We start from the raw sequence: 19,074 nt of genomic DNA on the forward strand, positions 1-19,074 counted from the left end.
GAAAAACCCTCCCACCGGGCGGTGAGAGGGGGAAAATTTAGGCTGCGACCAGGCTGTCGATAGCGGCTTTCGCGTCGGTCTGCGCTTTGGTGGCCACTTCCGGGCCGTAAGCGATACCTTCAGCGAACACGAAGTTCACGTCGGTAATGCCGATGAAGCCCAGGAACAACGTCATGTACGGTGCGACCAGATCGGTAGGGGTATCTTTGTGAATACCGCCGCGGCTGGTCAGGACGATAGCGCGTTTACCTTTCACCAGACCTTCCGGGCCGTTCTCGGTGTAACGGAAGGTTACGCCAGCGCGCGCCACCAGGTCGAAGTAGTTCTTCAGCTGCGTAGGAATGTTGAAGTTATACATTGGGGCGTTGATCACGATAACGTCGTGGGCCTGCAACTCAGCAATCAGCTCGTCGGAGAGCGCCAGGGCTTCCTGCTGACGTGGGGTGAGAGGCGCATCGCTCGGACGCAGCGCGCCAACCAGCTCGCCGTCCAGCACAGGAATCGGGTTTGCCGCCAGGTCACGCACGGTGATTTCATCCGCGCTGTGCTGTTCACGCCACTGTTCAACGAAATAGTCAGCAAGCTGACCAGACTGTGAATACCCTGCCAGAATACTGGATTTCAACACTAATACTTTGCTCATGGGAATTTCCTGTTTTGTATTTGATTGAGGGGGGTGCCCCGTTGCTTGTTGACACTTTATTCACAATCCTGCCACAGGGATAGCGCAATATATCGAAGCCTATGTTCGAATTTTTTGAATAAGGCGCGAAAAGCGCTGATGTGGTACTCTATAGCAATCATTAAAAAGAGATTTTATCCGGCAGTGCACTGCCCGTTAACGCTATGACAGAACAACAGAAATTATCCTTCCCGATGCTGATGCAACAGCTTGATTCGCTGATGCTGCGCGATAAACAGCGGTTTGCGCGCCGTCTGCACGGCGTTAAGAAGGTTAAAAATCCTGATGCACAACAGGCCATCTACCAGGAGATGGCCAAAGAGATTGAACAGGCGGCAGGGAAAGTTGTGCTGCGTGAAGCCGCACGCCCGGAGATTACCTATCCGGAAAACCTGCCCGTCCGCCAGAAAAAACAGGACATTCTTGAGGCCGTGCGCGACCACCAGGTGGTGATCGTCGCGGGGGAAACCGGTTCAGGTAAAACCACTCAGCTGCCGAAGATCTGCATGGAATTAGGCCGCGGGGTGAAAGGGTTGATCGGTCACACCCAGCCGCGTCGTCTGGCGGCGCGCACCGTGGCGAACCGTATTGCCGACGAGCTGCAAACGGAGCCGGGCGGCTGCATCGGCTACAAGGTGCGATTCAGCGACCACGTCAGCGATAACACCATGGTTAAGCTGATGACTGACGGTATCCTGCTGGCGGAAATCCAGCAGGATCGTCTGCTGATGCAGTACGACACTATCATCATCGATGAAGCGCACGAGCGCAGCCTGAACATCGACTTCCTGCTCGGCTACCTGAAAGAGCTGCTGCCCCGGCGTCCGGATCTGAAAATCATCATCACCTCCGCGACCATCGACCCGGAGCGCTTCTCAAAACATTTCAATAATGCGCCGATCATTGAAGTCTCAGGCCGAACCTACCCGGTTGAAGTGCGCTATCGCCCGATTGTAGAAGAGGCGGACGATACCGAACGCGACCAGCTTCAGGCCATCTTCGATGCCGTCGACGAGCTGGGCACCGAGAGTTCTGGCGACATTCTGATCTTCATGAGCGGCGAGCGTGAGATCCGCGATACCGCAGATGCGCTCAGCAAGCGCGATCTGCGCCATACCGAGATCCTGCTGCTGTACGCGCGCCTGTCCAACAGCGAGCAGAACCGCGTGTTCCAGCCGCACAGCGGGCGCCGCATCGTGCTGGCGACCAACGTGGCCGAAACCTCGCTGACCGTACCGGGCATTAAATACGTGATCGACCCGGGTACGGCGCGCATCAGCCGCTACAGCTACAGAACCAAAGTTCAGCGTCTGCCGATCGAGCCGGTTTCGCAGGCGTCAGCTAATCAGCGTAAGGGCCGCTGCGGCCGCGTGTCGGAAGGGATCTGTATTCGTCTCTATTCGGAAGACGATTTCCTGTCGCGCCCGGAGTTTACCGATCCGGAGATCCTGCGAACCAACCTGGCATCCGTTATCCTGCAAATGACCGCGCTGGGGCTGGGCGATATCGCCGCCTTCCCGTTTGTGGAAGCGCCGGATAAGCGCAATATTCAGGACGGGGTGCGGCTGCTGGAAGAGCTGGGGGCCATTACTACCGACGAGCAGGCGACGGCCTACAAGCTAACGCCGTTGGGCCGCCAGCTTAGCCAGCTGCCGGTCGACCCGCGGCTGGCGCGCATGGTGCTGGAGGCGCAAAAACACGGCTGCGTGCGCGAGGCGATGATCATCACCTCGGCGCTCTCAATTCAGGATCCGCGCGAGCGTCCGATGGACAAACAGCAGGCGTCGGATGAAAAACACCGTCGCTTCCACGATAAAGAGTCCGATTTCCTCGCATTCGTCAACCTGTGGAACTACCTCGGCGAGCAGCAAAAAGCGCTCTCTTCGAATCAGTTCCGCCGTCAGTGCCGGGTGGATTTCCTCAACTACCTGCGCGTGCGCGAGTGGCAGGATATCTACACCCAACTGCGCCAGGTGGTGAAAGAGCTGGGCATCCCGGTGAACAGTGAACCGGCGGAGTACCGCGAAATTCATATCGCCCTGCTGACCGGCCTGCTGTCTCATATCGGGATGAAGGATGCGGATAAACAGGAATTTACCGGCGCACGCAACGCGCGTTTCTCCATCTTCCCGGGCTCCGGTTTGTTCAAGAAGCCGCCGAAGTGGACCATGGTCGCCGAGCTGGTGGAAACCAGCCGTCTGTGGGGGCGTATCGCCGCGCGTATCGATCCAGAGTGGGTTGAGCCGGTGGCGCAGCACCTGCTGAAACGCTCGTACAGTGAGCCGCACTGGGAGCGCGGGCAGGGCGCGGTGATGGCGACGGAAAAAGTCACCGTTTACGGCCTGCCGGTGGTTGCAGCGCGTAAGGTTAACTACAGCCAGATTGACCCGGCGCTGAGTCGCGAGCTGTTTATCCGCCATGCGCTGGTGGAAGGCGACTGGCAGACGCGCCATGCGTTCTTCCGCGAAAACCTCAAGCTGCGCGCCGAGGTGGAAGAGCTTGAGCACAAGTCCCGCCGCCGCGACATTCTGGTGGACGACGAGACGCTGTTTGAGTTTTACGACCAGCGCATCAGCCACGATGTGATCTCGGCGCGCCATTTCGACAGCTGGTGGAAGAAAGCCAGCAAAGAGACCCCGGACCTGCTCAACTTTGAAAAGAGCATGCTGATCAAAGAGGGCGCGGAGTCGGTCAGCAAGCTCGACTACCCGAACTTCTGGCATCAGGGCAACCTCAAGCTGCGTCTGACCTATCAGTTTGAGCCGGGCGCGGATGCCGATGGCGTGACGGTGCACATTCCGCTGCCGCTGTTAAACCAGGTGGATGAGAGCGGGTTTGAGTGGCAAATTCCCGGCCTGCGCCGCGAACTGGTCATTGCATTAATCAAATCCCTGCCTAAACCAGTGCGGCGCAACTTTGTACCGGCGCCGAACTACGCCGAAGCGTTTTTAGGCCGCGTCACGCCGCTGGAACTGCCGCTGCTGGACGCACTGGAGCGTGAGTTCCGACGCATGACCGGGACCACCATTGACCGCGACGACTGGAACTGGGATCAGGTGCCCGATCACCTGAAAATCACATTCCGCGTAGTGGACGATAAAAACAAAAAGCTGCTCGAAGGCCGTTCTCTGACGGAGCTGAAAGAAGCGCTGAAAGGTAAAGTCCAGGAGACGCTCTCTGCGGTGGCCGATGACGGTATTGAGCAGAGCGGGCTGCACATCTGGAGCTTTGGTCAGCTTCCGGAAAGCTACGAGCAGAAGCGCGGGAACTACAAGGTGAAAGCCTGGCCCGCGCTGGTGGATGAGCGCGACAGCGTGGCGATTAAGCTCTTTGACAATCCGCAGGAGCAACAGCAGATGATGTGGCGCGGGCTGCGTCGCCTGCTGCTGCTTAACATCCCGTCGCCGATTAAGTATCTGCACGAGAAGCTGCCGAACAAAGCCAAGCTGGGGCTCTACTTTAACCCGTACGGTAAGGTGCTGGATCTGATCGACGACTGCATCTCCTGCGGTGTGGACAAACTGATCCACGAGGCGGGCGGTCCGGTCTGGACGGAAGAGGGCTTTGCTCAGCTTCATGAAAAGGTGCGCGCGGAGCTGAACGACACCGTGGTGGAGATTGCCAAACAGGTCGAGCAGATCCTCACCGCCGTGTTCAATATCAACAAGCGGCTGAAGGGGCGGGTGGATATGACCATGGCCCTGGGTCTGTCGGACGTGAAGGCGCAGATGGCGGGGCTGGTGTATCGCGGCTTTGTCACCGGCAACGGCTTTAAGCGTCTGGGTGATACGCTGCGTTATTTGCAGGCGATTGAGAAGCGTCTGGAGAAAATGGCGGTCGATCCGCATCGCGATCGAGCGCAGATGCTGAAAGTCGAAAACGTGCAGCAGGCGTGGCAGCAGTGGCTCAACAAACTGCCGCCAGCGCGTCGCGATGATGACGATGTGCGGGAGATCCGCTGGATGATCGAGGAGCTGCGCGTCAGCTTCTTCGCCCAGCAGCTCGGTACGCCGTATCCCATTTCGGATAAGCGTATCTTGCAGGCGATGGAGCAGATCTCCGGCTAAAACCATTGCCCGGTGGCGCTGCGCTTACCGGGCCTACGGGAGAACATGCAGGCCGGGTAAGGCGTAGCCGCCACCCGGCTTTTTTATCGTTCCACCATCGCTAGCGTAAACCCATCCCACCCCTTAACGCCCACCGTTTGCAGCGCGGTGGCGGTTAAGCGTGGGTTATCTCCAGTCATCTCGATAAACTTCCGTACCCCCTGCACGCGTGCATCGTCGCTTTGCCCGTTAACCACCTCGCCGTCGCGCACCACGTTATCGCCGATTATGACCGTGCCGGGACGGGAGTAGTGCAGCGCCCACTCCAGGTAGCCGGGATTGTTTGGCTTATCGGCATCAATAAAGATCAGGTCAAAGGGCGGGACGTCACCGAAATTCTCGAGCGACTTTAGCGCCGGGCCTGTAATCAGTTCGATACGATCGCCGAGTCCCGCAAGATGAATATTCTGGCGTGCAACAGCGGCATGTTTCGGGTCCGCTTCAAGCGTAATCAGCTTTCCATCCGGCGGCAGGGCGCGCGCCATCCAGATTGAGCTATACGCGCCCAGCGTACCGATTTCCAGTATTCGACGCGCCTGCGTCATGCGGACAAACAGCGCCAGCAGTTGCCCCTGATTTGCGGCAACGTCGTGCTCGGGTAAACCGGCGCGTTTGTTGTTTTCAAGGACGTTCTGGAGAACTTCATCTTCAGGAATAAGCGACGAAATCATGTAATTATCTACTGAACACCACTGCTGTTGCATAGATTGACTCCTTGGGGGTATCGCCAGAGGCGAAATGTAGGCCGGGTAAGGCGTAGCCGCCACCCGGCATGTTTTCACGCACTGACCCAACCGCCGCCCAGCGCTTTATACAAATCAATTTGCGCCAGCAGCAGGTTGTTTTTCACCTGTACCACGCTGGTCTGCACCGAGAACAGCGTGCGCTGTGCATCGAGCACATCCAGATAAGAAGAGTACCCGTTGCGGTAGCGGTTTTGCGCTATCCGCAGCGTCTCCTGCGCGACCGCCTGCTGAGCCAGCAGCTCGTTAAGCTGTTCCTGATAACGGGTGATGGCATCAAGGCTGTCATTCACCTCGGCAAACGCATTACGTACGGTTTTTTCGTAGCTGTACAACGCCTGATTACGCTGAGACTGAGAGATATCCACCTGTGCATTCAGCGCCTGTCGGTTCAGCAGCGGCGCAAGAATACTGCCGCCCACGCTCCAGAGCTGGAGGGGGTTATCCAGCAATCCCGACAGCGTGCGATCCTGCACCGATCCTGTGGCCGTGAGGTTGATCGACGGCAGCAGGCTGGCACGCGATGCCGCCAGCGTCGCGTCCGCCGCAATCAGCTGACGTTCAGCCTGGACGATATCCGGACGCCGGTTCAGTAACGTCGACGGCAGTTGGGAGGGCAGTTTCAGCGGCGTCAGGGCATCAAAGCTTTCACCGCGCGCAACGTTACCCGGGTTGCTGCCCAGCAGCAGGCTAAGCGCATTCTCCTGCTGCGCAATCTGGTGCTGAAGCAGTGGAACCTGAGCGCGGGTGGCGCGCAGCTCAGAATCCGATTGCATCAGCTCAAGGCGAGAGCTGTATCCCGTCTCAAACTGTCGTTTAGCAAGGTTGAACGCCTCTTCACGCGATTTCAGCGTGGACTGGGTAACGCGAAGCTGTTCATCCAGCGACAGGAGAGTGACGTACCCGGAGGCCACCGACGATGCGACCGTGAGATCTGCCGCCGCGGCCGCCGCCTTTTGTGCCTCCAGCGACGCTTCGGCGGCACGGGAGGTGCTGCGGTTTACCCCCCAGATATCCACGTCGTAGCTGGCGGTCAGGCTGCCTTTGTACAACGTACCGTATACCGGAAGGCCTGTGGCGGCGGACTGCGAGCGCGCGCGCGTCCCGGTCACGCCCGCGTCAAGCGACGGGAACAGGCTGCCGTCGGCGGCGTATACCCGGGCCTGATACTCATTAATCCGCTCGCGGGCAATCAGCACGTCGCTGTTGTTCTTCAGCGCCTGATCCACATAGTGATTCAGATTGCTGTCGTGGAAATTACGCCACCAGAGCTGCTCTGTCGGGCTGGTTGGCCCCGACGTCGCGCGCCACTGGGCCGGGATATGCAGGGACGATGTGGCGGGCTCAACGTCAACCGACTGGCAACCCGCAAGGATAGCCATCATCAGCAGGCCGGCTATCGGGCGAAGCGTCATTGTTTCGCCTCCCGCGTGTCGATGGTGACCTGCACCGACATGCCAGGGCGCAGCAGCCGGTTCGCCTCCGGCTCACCGAGTACCTCAATGCGTACCGGGATGCGCTGGGCGATTTTAACAAAGTTGCCCGTGGCGTTATCCGGGGTGATAGCGCTGAACTCGACGCCTGTGGCCGGGGATATGCTCTCCACGCGGCCCTGATAGGCTTTATCGTTTAACGCATCGACGGTGAATTTCACCGGCTGTCCGACGCGTAAATTCGCCAGCTGCGTCTCTTTGATATTGGCGATCACCCAGTGCTGCGGCGGGACCAGCGTGGTAAGGTGCGTCCCGGCGGTGACGTACGCTCCCAGACGCACCGCAATCTGCCCGAGCTGACCGTCACGCGGCGCGACAATGCGGGTGTTTTGCAGATCGATCTGCGCAAGCTCCAGCGCGGCTTTCGCATTTTCAACGTCCGCTTCCAGCGAAGCGCGATTGACGATAACCGTTTGTAGATCCTGGCGCGACATCTCAAGCGTTGCTTTCGCCTGGTCGATATCGGCGCTCCCCTGGGCGGCACTGGCCAGCGCCGCATCGCGCTCGCGAATGGACAGGGAGCCGTCTGCGGTCAGATCCTTCACGCGTTTCAGATCCGCCTGGGTTTTCAGACTTTGGGCACGGGCGTTTTTCAGTGCCGCTTCGTTTTTGGCAATCACCGCTTCCGCGCTTTTACGCTGTTGCAGGTTGTTGTTCAGCGCAGCAATTTTCATTGCCAGCTGCGCCTCGGCCTGATGGACGCGCTGGCGATAGATCCGGTCATCAATCTGCAACAGCAGGTCGCCTTTTTTAACCTGCACAAAATCCTGAACATGGACCTCAGTAATGTAGCCGTTGACTTGCGGACTGATGAACGTGGTCTGGCCGCGCACGTAGGCGTTATCAGTAAACTGGGTATGACGCGTGAACGGGGGCAACTGCCAGGCATAAAGGATCACCAGCACCCCGACAATGCCGATAGCCGCGGCGGTGAAAATGGAAACGACGCGTACATTTTTGCGGGTGTTGGCCTGCTCTTTGGCGGCATCCTGCTGACTCATAACTTCTCCTGAAAAATAGTCATTACTTATTGCCAGTGGCGTTCTTAAGGGCCATACGGGCGGTGATGCGCAGGCGCAGCAAGCGCCATAAAATCCAGACCAGCGTGGCTGTGGCAATGCTCGCCGTCAGGAGATAAGTATCGTTGTAAGCCAGAATGTTTGCCTCAAGCGTCGTCACCGTCTGAAGCTGAATAATGGCCTGGGTTCCCAACAGGGAACTGTCGCCAACCAGGCTTTTATACATCTGGGTGTAAAGCTGAATGCGTTCGTTCACCAGCGGGTTGAGGGTGGTGAGCTGGTCAGCCAGCAGGCTGGAATGGTACTTCTCGCGCCAGGTCTGGAAGGTACCAAGGATTGCAGAACCCAGCAGGCCACCAAGGTTCTGACTCATGCCAAACATTACGGAAAAGCTGACCAGATTGCGTGGTTCGGCGATCACCCCGCCAATGGCGGCCAGCATCGCAGGGGCGAGGAAGAAAGCGCTGCCGAAACCAAGCAGGAACTGGCTGAACATCAGCTGATCCGGCCGGGTCAGGTTGTTGGACTGGCTGTCCAGCAGCGAAGCAACAATCATCAGCGCCAGCGAGGTGATAATCGGCCAGGCCAGCTTAGTGGGTTTGATCGTCAGACAGCTGGTGACGATACCGCAGACGATTCCGGCGAAAATAGACCACGCCAGATGGGTCATCTGTTCATTCTGTAGGCCCGCATATTGCAGCCAGCCGATGACGCCGGTGTTCTGTTCCGCCAGTACGATGCGGATCAGCAGCATAATCAACCCCAGGCGTACGATGCTGCCGCTGGACAGCCAGCGGGTATTGAGCAGCGGGTTGCTGCGGTTATGTTCAAAGACGATTGCACAGACAATTAGCACCAGCGAGAGAGCCAACGCCCAGCCGATCCACGGTGTTTCAAACCACCATTCCAGACGCCCTAGCGACAGAACCGCGCACAACAGCGCCATACCGGGCGCAAGCAAAAAGAAGGTGATGAAATCTTTCTTCTCGAAAACTTTGCGTCGATCGCCCGGGGGCAGTTTCAGCACCATCACGCAGGCCAGTGAGATCAGGGCCAAACCCAGCTCGAAGAAGTACAGCCCACGCCACTCATCAAGCTGCAACAGCTCGGTGGAGAACAGCCGCGCCAGCGGTATCGCCAGCGACGAACCGGTAATGCCGATGGTCAGCGCCTTCAGTCGGTGCTTCGCGGGCCAGGCCTGTATCTGGTAATAAATGCCGAGCGAGCTGAGCGCGGCGGCGACCATCCCGTGTGCCGCCCGTACCATCAGCGCCGAGCTGAGATCGTTCACAAACAGGTGGAAAAAGGTGACCAGCACATACAGCACCAGGAAGCCTTCCGTAAACGCGCGCAAACCGTACTGCTGGCGAAATTTTACCAGCAGCAGGTTGATGGAGACGTTGGTCATGACATAGACGGCAGGCAGCCAGGCGATTTCAGTCGACCAGGCGCCGAAGGTGCCTTGCAGATTTTGCAGATTGGCGGTGACGACCGCGTTACCCAGCGCCCCGGTAAGGCACACCAGCAGGCCGACCACGCCATAGGCGATCCGTTTCGACGTTGGATGTTCCGGGGTGGAAGGGGAACCCAGCAGAGCGGGTTTCTCGTGTGGCTGCCACTCGCGAGGAGCATAAGGATCGCGTTGGGGCAGGCGCATAACGGGGTTACCTTTCAAAATGTTGAATTGTGAGCGGGCTAATGATTCTACGGCTGACGCAAATCATAATTCAAGTGAATACGAATATTGTATGTTAATCAAATGTAGAGGGAATGATGAAGAAAAAGTGCGGCTCGCGAACGGAGCCGCAATAATATTATCGCTGTTCCGGCTGCGCCTGAAGGTGGCGTTCACGGTTGATGCGGCTGGCACAAAAAATTGCAATGAGGGAGATAGCGACCGTCACGCCCAGATACCAGGCCACGGGTACCCAGTCGCCGTCGTATTTCGCCAGCAGTCCGGTAGCTATTAGCGGTGCCGTTCCGCCCGCCAGCGCGGCCCCAAGTTGATAACCCAGCGTGATACCGGTGTAGCGAACGTTGGCACTGAAAATTTCAGAGCAGAGCGTGCCGAGAACCGCCGTCACCGGTGCCCACAGTACGCCAAAAGCGATAACGGTCGCGAGCACAATTCCCCAGGTGGTACCGGTATTCAGCAGCATAAACCAGGGCACGATAAACAGGCCGAGCACGAAGACACTGACGGCGTACATACGCTGGCGGCCAACCCTGTCGGAGAGCAGCCCCATCAGCGGGATCATGATAGTGGCGACCAGTGCGCCAAGAGTTACTGCCTCCAGCGCCTGGGATTTCTGATAGGTCAGGGTGGTGGTGGCGTAGCTCACCACAAACGTGGAGAAAATATAGAACGGTGCTGTCTCAACAACCTTAAGCCCGGCGGCAATTAGCACTTCACGCCAGTGGTGTTTTATGGTGTCGCGCAGCGGAGCTTTCGCAACCTGACCGGATTTTTTCACTTTCTGGAAATCAGGCGTTTCGTCAATATCTTTCCGGATCCAAAGCCCCAATATTACCAGCACGGAACTGAGCAGGAACGGAATGCGCCAGCCCCAGGAGAGAAAATCCTCTTCGCTGAACAGCGTCATTAGCGAGACGATAAATGTCGCCATCAACATGCCGATGGTAACGCCCGCCTGCGGAATACTGCCGAAGAAGCCTTTGCGTTTTTCTGGAGCATACTCGTAAGCCAGCAGCAGCGCGCCACCCCATTCACCGCCGATACCCATCCCCTGAATAATACGCATCAGGATCAGCAACGCGGGCGCCCACATCCCGATCATGTCGTAGGTGGGCAGCAGGCCAATCATCACGGTTGCACCTCCCATCAATGAAAGGGTGAGGACAAGCGTTTTTTTGCGACCGATACGATCCCCGATATGTGCAAAGAGAACGCCGCCAATGGGGCGAATAAAGAAGGTCAACGAGAAGGAGAGATAGGAGAGGATCAGCCCGATTACCGGGTCGACCATCGGAAAGAAAATCTTGTTAAACACCAGCGCGGCAGCGGTGCCATAGAGAAAATAATCAAACCATTCAATAGAACTTCCCGTAAGACTGGCAATTAATACCTTTTTGTTTTTCCGCAATACCGTTGCCGTGCTCTCATGTTGTGTCATGACTCAAAACTCCGCCACGTGGATGATAATAGAGGTGTTACCTGGCGCGCTTCAGGTGCAACCTGTCGGTGTGTAATGGTTGTGAAATTGTTAAGCAACTTAGGGTTGGATGTTACGTTTGGCAAGTCAGCCAGAACTAAAACGGGTCAGATCACGATGGATTAAGCAGCAACTGGTGCTTTTTCAGCACGCTGTTGTGGCAGGATGTGTTGAAGGGCAGATAATCAAAAGCACAAACTCAGGGTGCAACCCAATTGTTTTTGGATGTTTCTGGTTATTTCATCAAAATAACAAATATGCAGCGTAATGAGCACCTCGGCTTTCAGAGTGATCTCCTTTTCACCCCCGTTGTGTGAAGTACTCTAAAGATTAATGCTGTAAGGAGGTAACGATGACAATGGCACTTTTCCCCTGTCTGCCTGGCACCACACTCGACGCCGTGAATACCGTTGGGGCGTGGCTTGCTCAGGACGACTATCAGGACAACCAGCCCGTTGATCTGGTGATTCTGGCGGGTAACGCGGTGATCCCCGCGATTGATGCTGCCTGTAAAATCGCGGCTGAACAGGGGGTTCCTCTGATCATCAGCGGCGGGATCGGTCACTCGACGACCTTCCTCTACGCCGCGATTGCTAAGCACCCCCGCTATAACAGGATACCCACCACCGGGCGGGCTGAGGCGGCTATTCTGGCCGACATCGCCCGTGAATTCTGGAACATTCCGGCTGAGCATCTTCACGTTGAGGATCAGTCGACCAACTGTGGCGAAAACGCCCGCTTCAGCCGGGCGTTGATGAAACAGTCCGGACTGAATGCCGCCCGGGTGCTGGTAGTGCAGGACCCGACGATGCAGCGTCGCACAATGGCTACGTTTGCCCGCGTTTGCCGCGACGAGGCTGCATCGCCCGCATGGATGAGTCATCCCGGCCTGACGCCCGTGCTGCAAAACAGTGACGACGGTCTGGCGTTCAGCGGCCCGGTCGAGGGGTTATGGCCGGTAGAACGTTACCTGTCGCTGGTGCTGGGTGAATTTCCGCGACTCAGGGACGACATCAACGGCTACGGTCCGGCGGGACGTGATTTCATTGCCCATGTCGATATCCCTGCCGAAGTGGACGCCGCGTGGCAGATCCTGCGAAACGACGTCATTCTCACCGACGCGCTGGTGAGCCGTTCTCTGCTGTAATGCTCTTGCCCGTTTGCGCCATCTTTTACGCAAACGGGCAGCCTTTGTTGCCGATTTGTGATTTTTGAAACGGGCTGACCCGTTTCTTTTATGAGATAACTCACAAAAACAGACTCATAGAGTAGGCAATTGCCCCGGTAATTATAGTTTTTAACATTAAGTTTACTTGTTAAAAACAGTGTGATTACAGGAGCAGGTTATGACAGTACCCGTACAACATCCTATGTATATTGATGGACAGTTTGTTGCCTGGCAGGGTGATGCCTGGATTGACGTGATCAATCCGGCCACGGAAGAGGTCATTTCCCGTATTCCCGACGGCACCGCCGAGGACGCCCGCAAGGCCATTGACGCGGCAGAGCGCGCGCAGGCTGGCTGGGAGGCGCTGCCTGCCATTGAACGCGCCAGCTGGCTACGCAAAATTTCCGCCGGGATCCGCGAGCGCGTCAGCGAAATCAGCGCGCTGATTGTGGCCGAAGGGGGCAAGATCCAGCAGCTGGCGGAAGTGGAAGTTAACTTTACAGCTGACTATATCGACTATATGGCCGAGTGGGCGCGCCGTTATGAAGGGGAAATCATTCAGAGCGACCGTCCGGGCGAGAATATTCTGGTGTTTAAGCGCGCCCTTGGCGTCACCACCGGCATTCTGCCGTGGAACTTTCCCTTCTTCCTGATTGCCCGTAAGCTCGCTCCTGCGCTAATCACCGGCAACACCATCGTTATCAAACCGAGCGAATTTACCCCAAACAACGCCATTGCGTTTGCCAAAATCGTCGACGAGATTGGCCTGCCGAAAGGCGTCTTCAACCTGGTGCTGGGCCGCGGTGAAACCGTCGGACAGGAGCTGGCCGGGAACCCGAAAGTGGCGATGGTCAGCATGACCGGCAGCGTCGGGGCCGGTGAAAAGATCATGGCTGCGGCTGCGAAAAACATCACCAAAGTGGGGCTGGAGCTGGGTGGTAAAGCCCCGGCCATCGTGATGGACGATGCCGACCTCGAGCTGGCCGTGAAGGCCATTGTGGATTCACGCGTCATCAATACCGGACAGGTGTGTAACTGCGCGGAACGTGTCTATGTTCAGAAGGGGATCTATGACCGCTTTGTGAATCGTCTGGGCGAGGCAATGAAAGCCGTCCAGTTTGGCAATCCGGCTGAGCGAACGGATATTGCCATGGGGCCGCTGATCAACGCCGCCGCGCTGGAGCGTGTGGAGCAGAAGGTGGCGCGCGCGGTGCAGGAAGGGGCTAAAGTGGTCCTTGGCGGTAAAGCGGCAGAGGGTAAAGGGTATTTTTATCCCCCAACGCTGCTGCTGGACGTACGTCAGGACATGGCCATCATGCACGAAGAGACCTTTGGCCCGGTGCTGCCGGTGGTGGCTTTTGACACCCTGGAAGAGGCCCTGAAAATGGCCAACGACAGCGACTACGGTTTAACCTCGTCTGTATATACGCAGGATCTGAATGTCGCCATGAAAGCCATTAAAGGGCTTAAGTTCGGCGAGACCTACATTAACCGTGAAAACTTTGAAGCGATGCAGGGCTTCCATGCGGGCTGGCGGAAATCCGGGATCGGCGGGGCGGATGGCAAACACGGTCTGAATGAGTATTTGCAGACGCAGGTAGTCTATTTACAGTCGTAATCAGGAGCCCCCTCCATGCGAGATAATGTGTGCACGGAGCAGTTCCCTCGCCCCTTTGGGGAGAGGGTTAGGGTGAGGGGAACATACGGCTCTGGTGGTCATTCCGTTCACTTTAGGTTCCTTGCTACTCTGTAACAAAATGACCGGTGAACGTGCCAGGGTGGCTCAGTCGCCACCACCCTGGCGACCCGGGCTCCCGGCGGTAAATCGCCGCTTCGCGGTCCCTTCGGCTTATTCCTTCCGGCTTATCGGGGTCGGGCGGAGGTAACATCCCTGTAAAGCCCGCCCTCTCGGCGCATCCCTGCGCCTCGCCCTGGCCGGAAGGCAAACGCCTCAGCGATTTACAGCCGGACCTGGGCATCGCTGTAATCCCTCCGTTATTCTGAAGGCACGTTAATGCTTCTGATTTCAAATAACTGGGAATACTCGGCCCTCCGTAAAAGGGGGTTCACATTTTCAGGAAAGGTGGTTATGTTGGCGCGATAACTGTTATTTATCGGGAAACTACATGCGCACAAAATATACGGGTCTGCAAATCAGCATTCACTGGCTGGTTTTTCTGTTAGTTATTATGGCCTATTGCGCCATGGAGTTCAGAGGTTGGTTCCCGCGAACCGATCGTCCGCTTATTAATATGATCCACGTTTCCTGCGGGATTAGCATCCTGGTGCTGATGGTGGCGCGCCTGCTTATCCGCCTGAAGTTCCCGGCTCCGCCCATTCAACCGAAACCAAAAGCGATGATCACCGGGCTGTCCCATCTGGGGCATCTGGTTATCTACCTGCTGTTTATTGCGCTGCCGCTGATCGGCATGGTGATGATGTATAACCGGGGAAATGACTGGTTTGCGTTTGGCCTGACGATGCCGCATGCGGCGGAGGGGAATTTTGACCTGGTGGATACGCTAAAAGCGTGGCACGTAACGCTGGCGAATCTGGGGTATTTTGTGATTGGTTTGCACGCCTTTGCCGCGCTGATGCATCACTATTTCTGGAAAGACAATACGCTGCTGCGCATGATGCCGAAAAAGCGTCAGTGACCGATAATGCCCTGCCAACCCGCAGGGCATTTTTTTTGCGGCTTATTGCAGTTGCGCGCGCTCCTGCGCCGTTAAATCCAGTTCCTGAGTTGTACCCGTTTCTGAAGATTTTACCGCCGCTTCCAGCACCGCCATCACCGCCAGGGCTTCCACCGGATGGACCGGATTGTCAATCTTGCCGTTCAGGGCATCGCGCACGTTTATATAGTACTGCCGCTGGTCGCCTTTTGGCGCAGGGATAGCGCTGGCTTCACCCTGGGCATTAAACAGCACCATAGCGTCGCTGTCCTCCCCCCAGCTTTCGCTACCCGGAATGACGCCTGCCAGAAGCTGGGCTTCCTGCTGATCGATGCGCGCTTTCACCACGCTGGCCTTATCGCCGTGGACGGTAAAGCGGGCAACGCCGCCTGCCACCAGCATGCTGCAATGGAGGACCACTTTGTGTTCAGGATAGTTCAGCACCACGTGCGCCCAGTCGTTAATTTCCGCACCGTCACGCAGGGTGGCGATGTTGCCCTGTACCGACAGCGGCAGACCAAAAAGCTGTAGCGTCTGGTCAATCATGTGCGGGCCTAAGTCGAACCACAGGCCACTGCCGGGAACATTTTGCTCTCTCCAGCGCACGCGAACCTCCGGGCGGAAACGATCGATATGCGATTCAAAGTGTTTTACCTTGCCGATACTGCCTTGCTCAATCACCTGCTTAATGCCGAGAAAATCGCTGTCCCAGCGGCGGTTATGGAAGACAGAGAGCAGGCGCTGTTTTTCTTGCGCAAGCGCAATCAGATCTCGCGCTTCCTGCATATCCAGCGTAAATGGCTTATCCACCACTACGTGCTTGCCGGCGCTGAGCGCCAGGGTGGCCAGCGGCGCATGGGTCGCGTTAGGGGAGGCGATAACCACCAGGTCGATATCCGGGTGCTGAATAGCCTCTTCAGGGGTGGCAACAACGAGGACGTCCGGCAGATCGCGTTTGACCTTTTCTTCATCCCTGGATGAGACCACCGCCAGCTTCAGGCCGTCGACGGACTGGATCAGCGGGGCATGAAACGTCTTACCCACAAAACCATACCCGATCAGCGCAATATTCATTGTCTTCACTTTATTCATGACCTTCTCCACGTTAATGCGCGCAAACGGTAACCTGCACGGCGCTATGGTCCCCGAGCTCTGCCCAGGGACGATCTAAAAACAGTTGATGAATCTGGGATAACCCTGAAACCAGATAAGGTTCGCACTGGTTGAGTTTCAGATGATCGGCGACTACCCAGTGCGCCTGGCTTGCGGCCAGCATGGCACGCTTCACCTCGGCATCCGCCTCCTGACTGGCGCTCAATCCGAGCTCGGCATGAATGGCGCATGCGCCAAGGATGGCGATATCCGCCCGGTAGCGAGAGAGCAGCGAAAGGGTGGCGCTTCCGGCAAACAGGCGCTGTTTCTGATCCCACTTTCCACCAAGCAGGATCAGATCGATATCTTCCCGATCGCTAACCTGCTGGGCGATATCAAGAGAAGGGGTGATGATGGTCAGCGGTCCCTGCAGGAAAGAGGCAACGGCCAGAAGTGTGCTTCCGGCGTCCAGAAAAAGCGTCGAGCCCGCAGGTACGCACTGCGCAACCTGTTTACCCAGCCGCTGCTTGATTTCAGGCAGTAAGGTATTCCTGCTAACTCGGTTCATCGTCGAGAGATTCAGCGCGATGGCGCCGCCATGGTTTTTTTGCGCCAGTCCCTGTTTTTCCAGATCGGTCAGATCGCGACGGATGGTATCCGCCGAAACCTGCAACTTTTCTGCCAGCTCAGTGATGCTGGCCTGGCCTTGTTCAGTAACAATTTCAAGTACATATTTCTGTCTGGCGGTTTTATGCATGGGTGCAGTATCCTGCAAAATGTCGCAATACTATGCAGTTTACAGCATTTTACAGGAAAGGGAATCGTAACAGGAGGGGGATGTTGTCCAAAAACAGTTTGATAAGGTGAATATTGAATTAGCATTAATCAGTCATCAAAAACATGTATGTATCGTTTATACCTGATGTTAACGCTATGTTTTACATAGAAATTTGGTTAAAGCTGCCGAATAAGGAGTTCGAATAAGAATATAAAACCAGATTATAAATATAAATTGGTGCTTATATCTATTAGATATTCTTTTTAAAGTAAAATAATTTAATATTAATCAGCGAATGACTTAAATTGACAGTTCTTTGAAAATCTTTGTGTCTGATTCGAGATGAAATAAACGCAAAAATGTACATCAAGGTCTTTCAGAATTTTCCTTAAATTACAGAGGGTTTATATGTTTCAGCGTAAACGCATCTAATAGCCATTTGTCCAGAAACCCCATCTTTTTTCTTATTTGTAACACCACATTAACATTACGGATGTGGTCGCTCATATCACATTTTGTTATGCTGCGAATCAATAAATATTTAAGTAAATTCTTAAAAGAAAAAAAGAGATTGTACGGCTCTCATCTCAATTGAAATGGGTGTGGGCGACTATTGGCGGAATTTATCAAACAGGAGTGGGGCAAATAGGGTGAATTATTTGTACCTCTTCCTGGTAATTATTTAGCCATCACCTGAAGTCCGGGGGTATTATAAAGATGAAATGCAATAACAGGATGCTCAGATTATCTGCTTCCCTGACCTTAATTTCACTGGTGGTGACTGCGGCTCATGCAACTAACGGTCTGGTAGGGATATCTCCCGTTGCGGCAATGACGATGAAAGAAAGTATTCTTTTCGCTCTTGACCGCGACCCGTCGGTGAGTCAGCAGGCTGCACAGCTGGGGATTGGCCAGGCACAAATAGACGAAGCGCGTAGTGGCTGGATGCCACAAATAGCCCTGAACGGGAGTACGGGTCACAGCCAGACCACCGATTCGAGCGGCTCGTTGCGAAATTCCGCAGCCTGGGGGCTGAGCCTGACGCAGCTTGTGTACGATTTTGGCAAGACCAATAACAGCATCAGCCAGTCTTCAGCTCAGCGTGACAGCTATCGCTACCAGCTGATGAGCACGATGTCTGCCGTCGCGGAAAAAACGGCCCTCAGCTATGTGGAAGTGAAACGCTACAGCGATCTGCTACAGGCGGCAACAGAGAACGTGCAGGCGCTTAAAAACGTTGAGCAGCTGGCAAAACTCCGCGCCGATGCAGGCGTAAGCTCCACCTCTGATGAGCTTCAGACCCGCACCCGTATTGCCGGAATGCAGGCGACGGTAGAGCAGTACAATGCGTCCCTGAACAGCGCCCGCGCGCGGCTGGCGGTATTAACTGGCATACAGGCTGAACGCTATTCACCGGTTCCGGGAGGTCTGGCCGTGGAGTCGGATTCTCTCAATCGAATTGATTATTCACTGATCCCAACGGTGATGGCCGCGCAGAACATGGAGCGTTCAGCCCAGTACGGCGTAGAAACCGCGAAGTCACAGCACTGGCCAACCTTAAGCCTGAAAGGGGGCCGCACCCGGTACGAGTCTGATAATCGCGCGTACTGGGATGATCAGATCCAGCTCAATATTGATGCACCGCTTTATCAGGGCGGCGCGGTCTCGGCGCGCGTCCGTCAGGCCGAGGGCGCAAGGGCAATGGCATCGTCTCAGGTCGATCAGGCCCGTTTTGATGTCCTGCAAAAAGCCTCCGTCGCACAGGCCGACTGGACCGGGGCGCGAGGACGAATGGAGGCCGGAAAACGTCAGCTGGAAAATGCGTTGCGCGCCCGCGACGTCTACAAAAATGAATATACCCTGAGCAAGCGCAGCATTAACGATCTGCTCAGCGTGGAGCAGGATGTCTGGTCTGCCACCTCAGCGAAAATAATGGCTGAATACGATGGCTGGAGCGCGGCGATTAATTACGCCTCCGCGGTGGATAATCTCATGCCGCTTATCGGAATAGAGAAAAACGCTGCCGCGAAATTACCTGATTTGAGTTAAAAAAGGCGCGCCTTTCTGCGCGAAATAAGTCAGACAATAATGGGTGGTTTTTCCCAGGGATAGTTACATCCCTCTGGTGGACATAACCACAGGAAT

The 19,074-nt window shown here is 56.0% G+C and carries 13 protein-coding genes; 5 read left to right on the forward strand and 8 right to left on the reverse strand.

Annotation, left to right across the window (positions count from 1 at the left end):
- Positions 1-37: 37 nt before the first annotated feature.
- Complete coding sequence (azoR, locus tag ACQG03_RS10605; RefSeq protein WP_022648050.1) at positions 38-643, reverse strand: FMN-dependent NADH-azoreductase; 606 nt, start codon at positions 641-643, stop codon at positions 38-40.
- Between the two features lie 203 nt (positions 644-846).
- Between azoR and hrpA the strand changes: the two genes are divergently transcribed.
- On the forward strand, positions 847-4,749 hold the full coding sequence (hrpA, locus tag ACQG03_RS10610) for an ATP-dependent RNA helicase HrpA (protein ID WP_063163083.1): 3,903 nt from the start codon (positions 847-849) through the stop codon (positions 4,747-4,749).
- 83 nt (positions 4,750-4,832) lie between these two features.
- Here the strand turns inward: hrpA and ACQG03_RS10615 are convergent, their stop codons facing one another.
- From ACQG03_RS10615 to ACQG03_RS10635, 5 genes are all read right to left on the reverse strand, one after another.
- On the reverse strand, positions 4,833-5,492 hold the full coding sequence (locus ACQG03_RS10615; protein WP_063148853.1) for an O-methyltransferase: 660 nt from the start codon (positions 5,490-5,492) through the stop codon (positions 4,833-4,835).
- A 74-nt stretch (positions 5,493-5,566) separates the two neighbouring features.
- Positions 5,567-6,946, reverse strand: coding sequence for an efflux transporter outer membrane subunit (locus ACQG03_RS10620; RefSeq protein ID WP_063163082.1), 1,380 nt, complete (start codon positions 6,944-6,946; stop codon positions 5,567-5,569).
- On the reverse strand, positions 6,943-8,025 hold the full coding sequence (locus ACQG03_RS10625) for an HlyD family secretion protein (RefSeq protein ID WP_063163081.1): 1,083 nt from the start codon (positions 8,023-8,025) through the stop codon (positions 6,943-6,945). Before ACQG03_RS10625 ends, ACQG03_RS10620 begins: the two co-directional genes overlap by 4 nt.
- A 22-nt stretch (positions 8,026-8,047) precedes the next feature.
- Positions 8,048-9,700 (reverse strand): MFS transporter, encoded by a 1,653-nt coding sequence (locus tag ACQG03_RS10630; protein WP_023300055.1) that lies wholly within the window; start codon positions 9,698-9,700, stop codon positions 8,048-8,050.
- 157 nt (positions 9,701-9,857) lie between these two features.
- Positions 9,858-11,177 carry an MFS transporter gene (locus tag ACQG03_RS10635; RefSeq protein WP_023300056.1) on the reverse strand — a complete coding sequence of 440 codons (1,320 nt, stop codon included), beginning with the start codon at positions 11,175-11,177 and terminating at the stop codon, positions 9,858-9,860.
- A gap of 391 nt (positions 11,178-11,568) precedes the next feature.
- Between ACQG03_RS10635 and ACQG03_RS10640 the strand changes: the two genes are divergently transcribed.
- The 3 genes from ACQG03_RS10640 (at position 11,569) to cybB (ending at position 15,041) form a co-directional block, all read left to right on the forward strand.
- On the forward strand, positions 11,569-12,363 hold the full coding sequence (locus ACQG03_RS10640) for a YdcF family protein (RefSeq protein WP_074143083.1): 795 nt from the start codon (positions 11,569-11,571) through the stop codon (positions 12,361-12,363).
- Between the two features lie 199 nt (positions 12,364-12,562).
- Entirely contained in the window at positions 12,563-14,002 is a 1,440-nt protein-coding gene (aldA, locus tag ACQG03_RS10645) for an aldehyde dehydrogenase (protein ID WP_023306155.1), read from the forward strand.
- Positions 14,003-14,510: 508 nt separating this feature from the next.
- Entirely contained in the window at positions 14,511-15,041 is a 531-nt protein-coding gene (gene cybB / locus ACQG03_RS10650) for a cytochrome b561 (protein WP_023300059.1), read from the forward strand.
- Positions 15,042-15,083: 42 nt separating this feature from the next.
- Here the strand turns inward: cybB and ACQG03_RS10655 are convergent, their stop codons facing one another.
- Together ACQG03_RS10655 and ACQG03_RS10660 are read right to left on the reverse strand one after the other, a co-directional pair.
- A complete protein-coding gene (locus ACQG03_RS10655) occupies positions 15,084-16,151 on the reverse strand; it encodes an oxidoreductase (protein ID WP_063163080.1) in 1,068 nt (355 codons plus the stop codon).
- 13 nt (positions 16,152-16,164) lie between these two features.
- Positions 16,165-16,908: a DeoR/GlpR family DNA-binding transcription regulator gene (locus ACQG03_RS10660; RefSeq protein WP_063163079.1), complete on the reverse strand. Its 744-nt coding sequence runs from the start codon at positions 16,906-16,908 to the stop codon at positions 16,165-16,167.
- 756 nt (positions 16,909-17,664) lie between these two features.
- Here ACQG03_RS10660 and ACQG03_RS10665 point away from each other — a divergent pair.
- Entirely contained in the window at positions 17,665-18,978 is a 1,314-nt protein-coding gene (locus ACQG03_RS10665) for a TolC family outer membrane protein (protein WP_235428696.1), read from the forward strand.
- Positions 18,979-19,074: the final 96 nt, after the last annotated feature.

The sequence above is a fragment of the Enterobacter cloacae complex sp. 342H5 genome (assembly GCF_050030905.1).
Taxonomy (GTDB): domain Bacteria; phylum Pseudomonadota; class Gammaproteobacteria; order Enterobacterales; family Enterobacteriaceae; genus Enterobacter; species Enterobacter intestinihominis.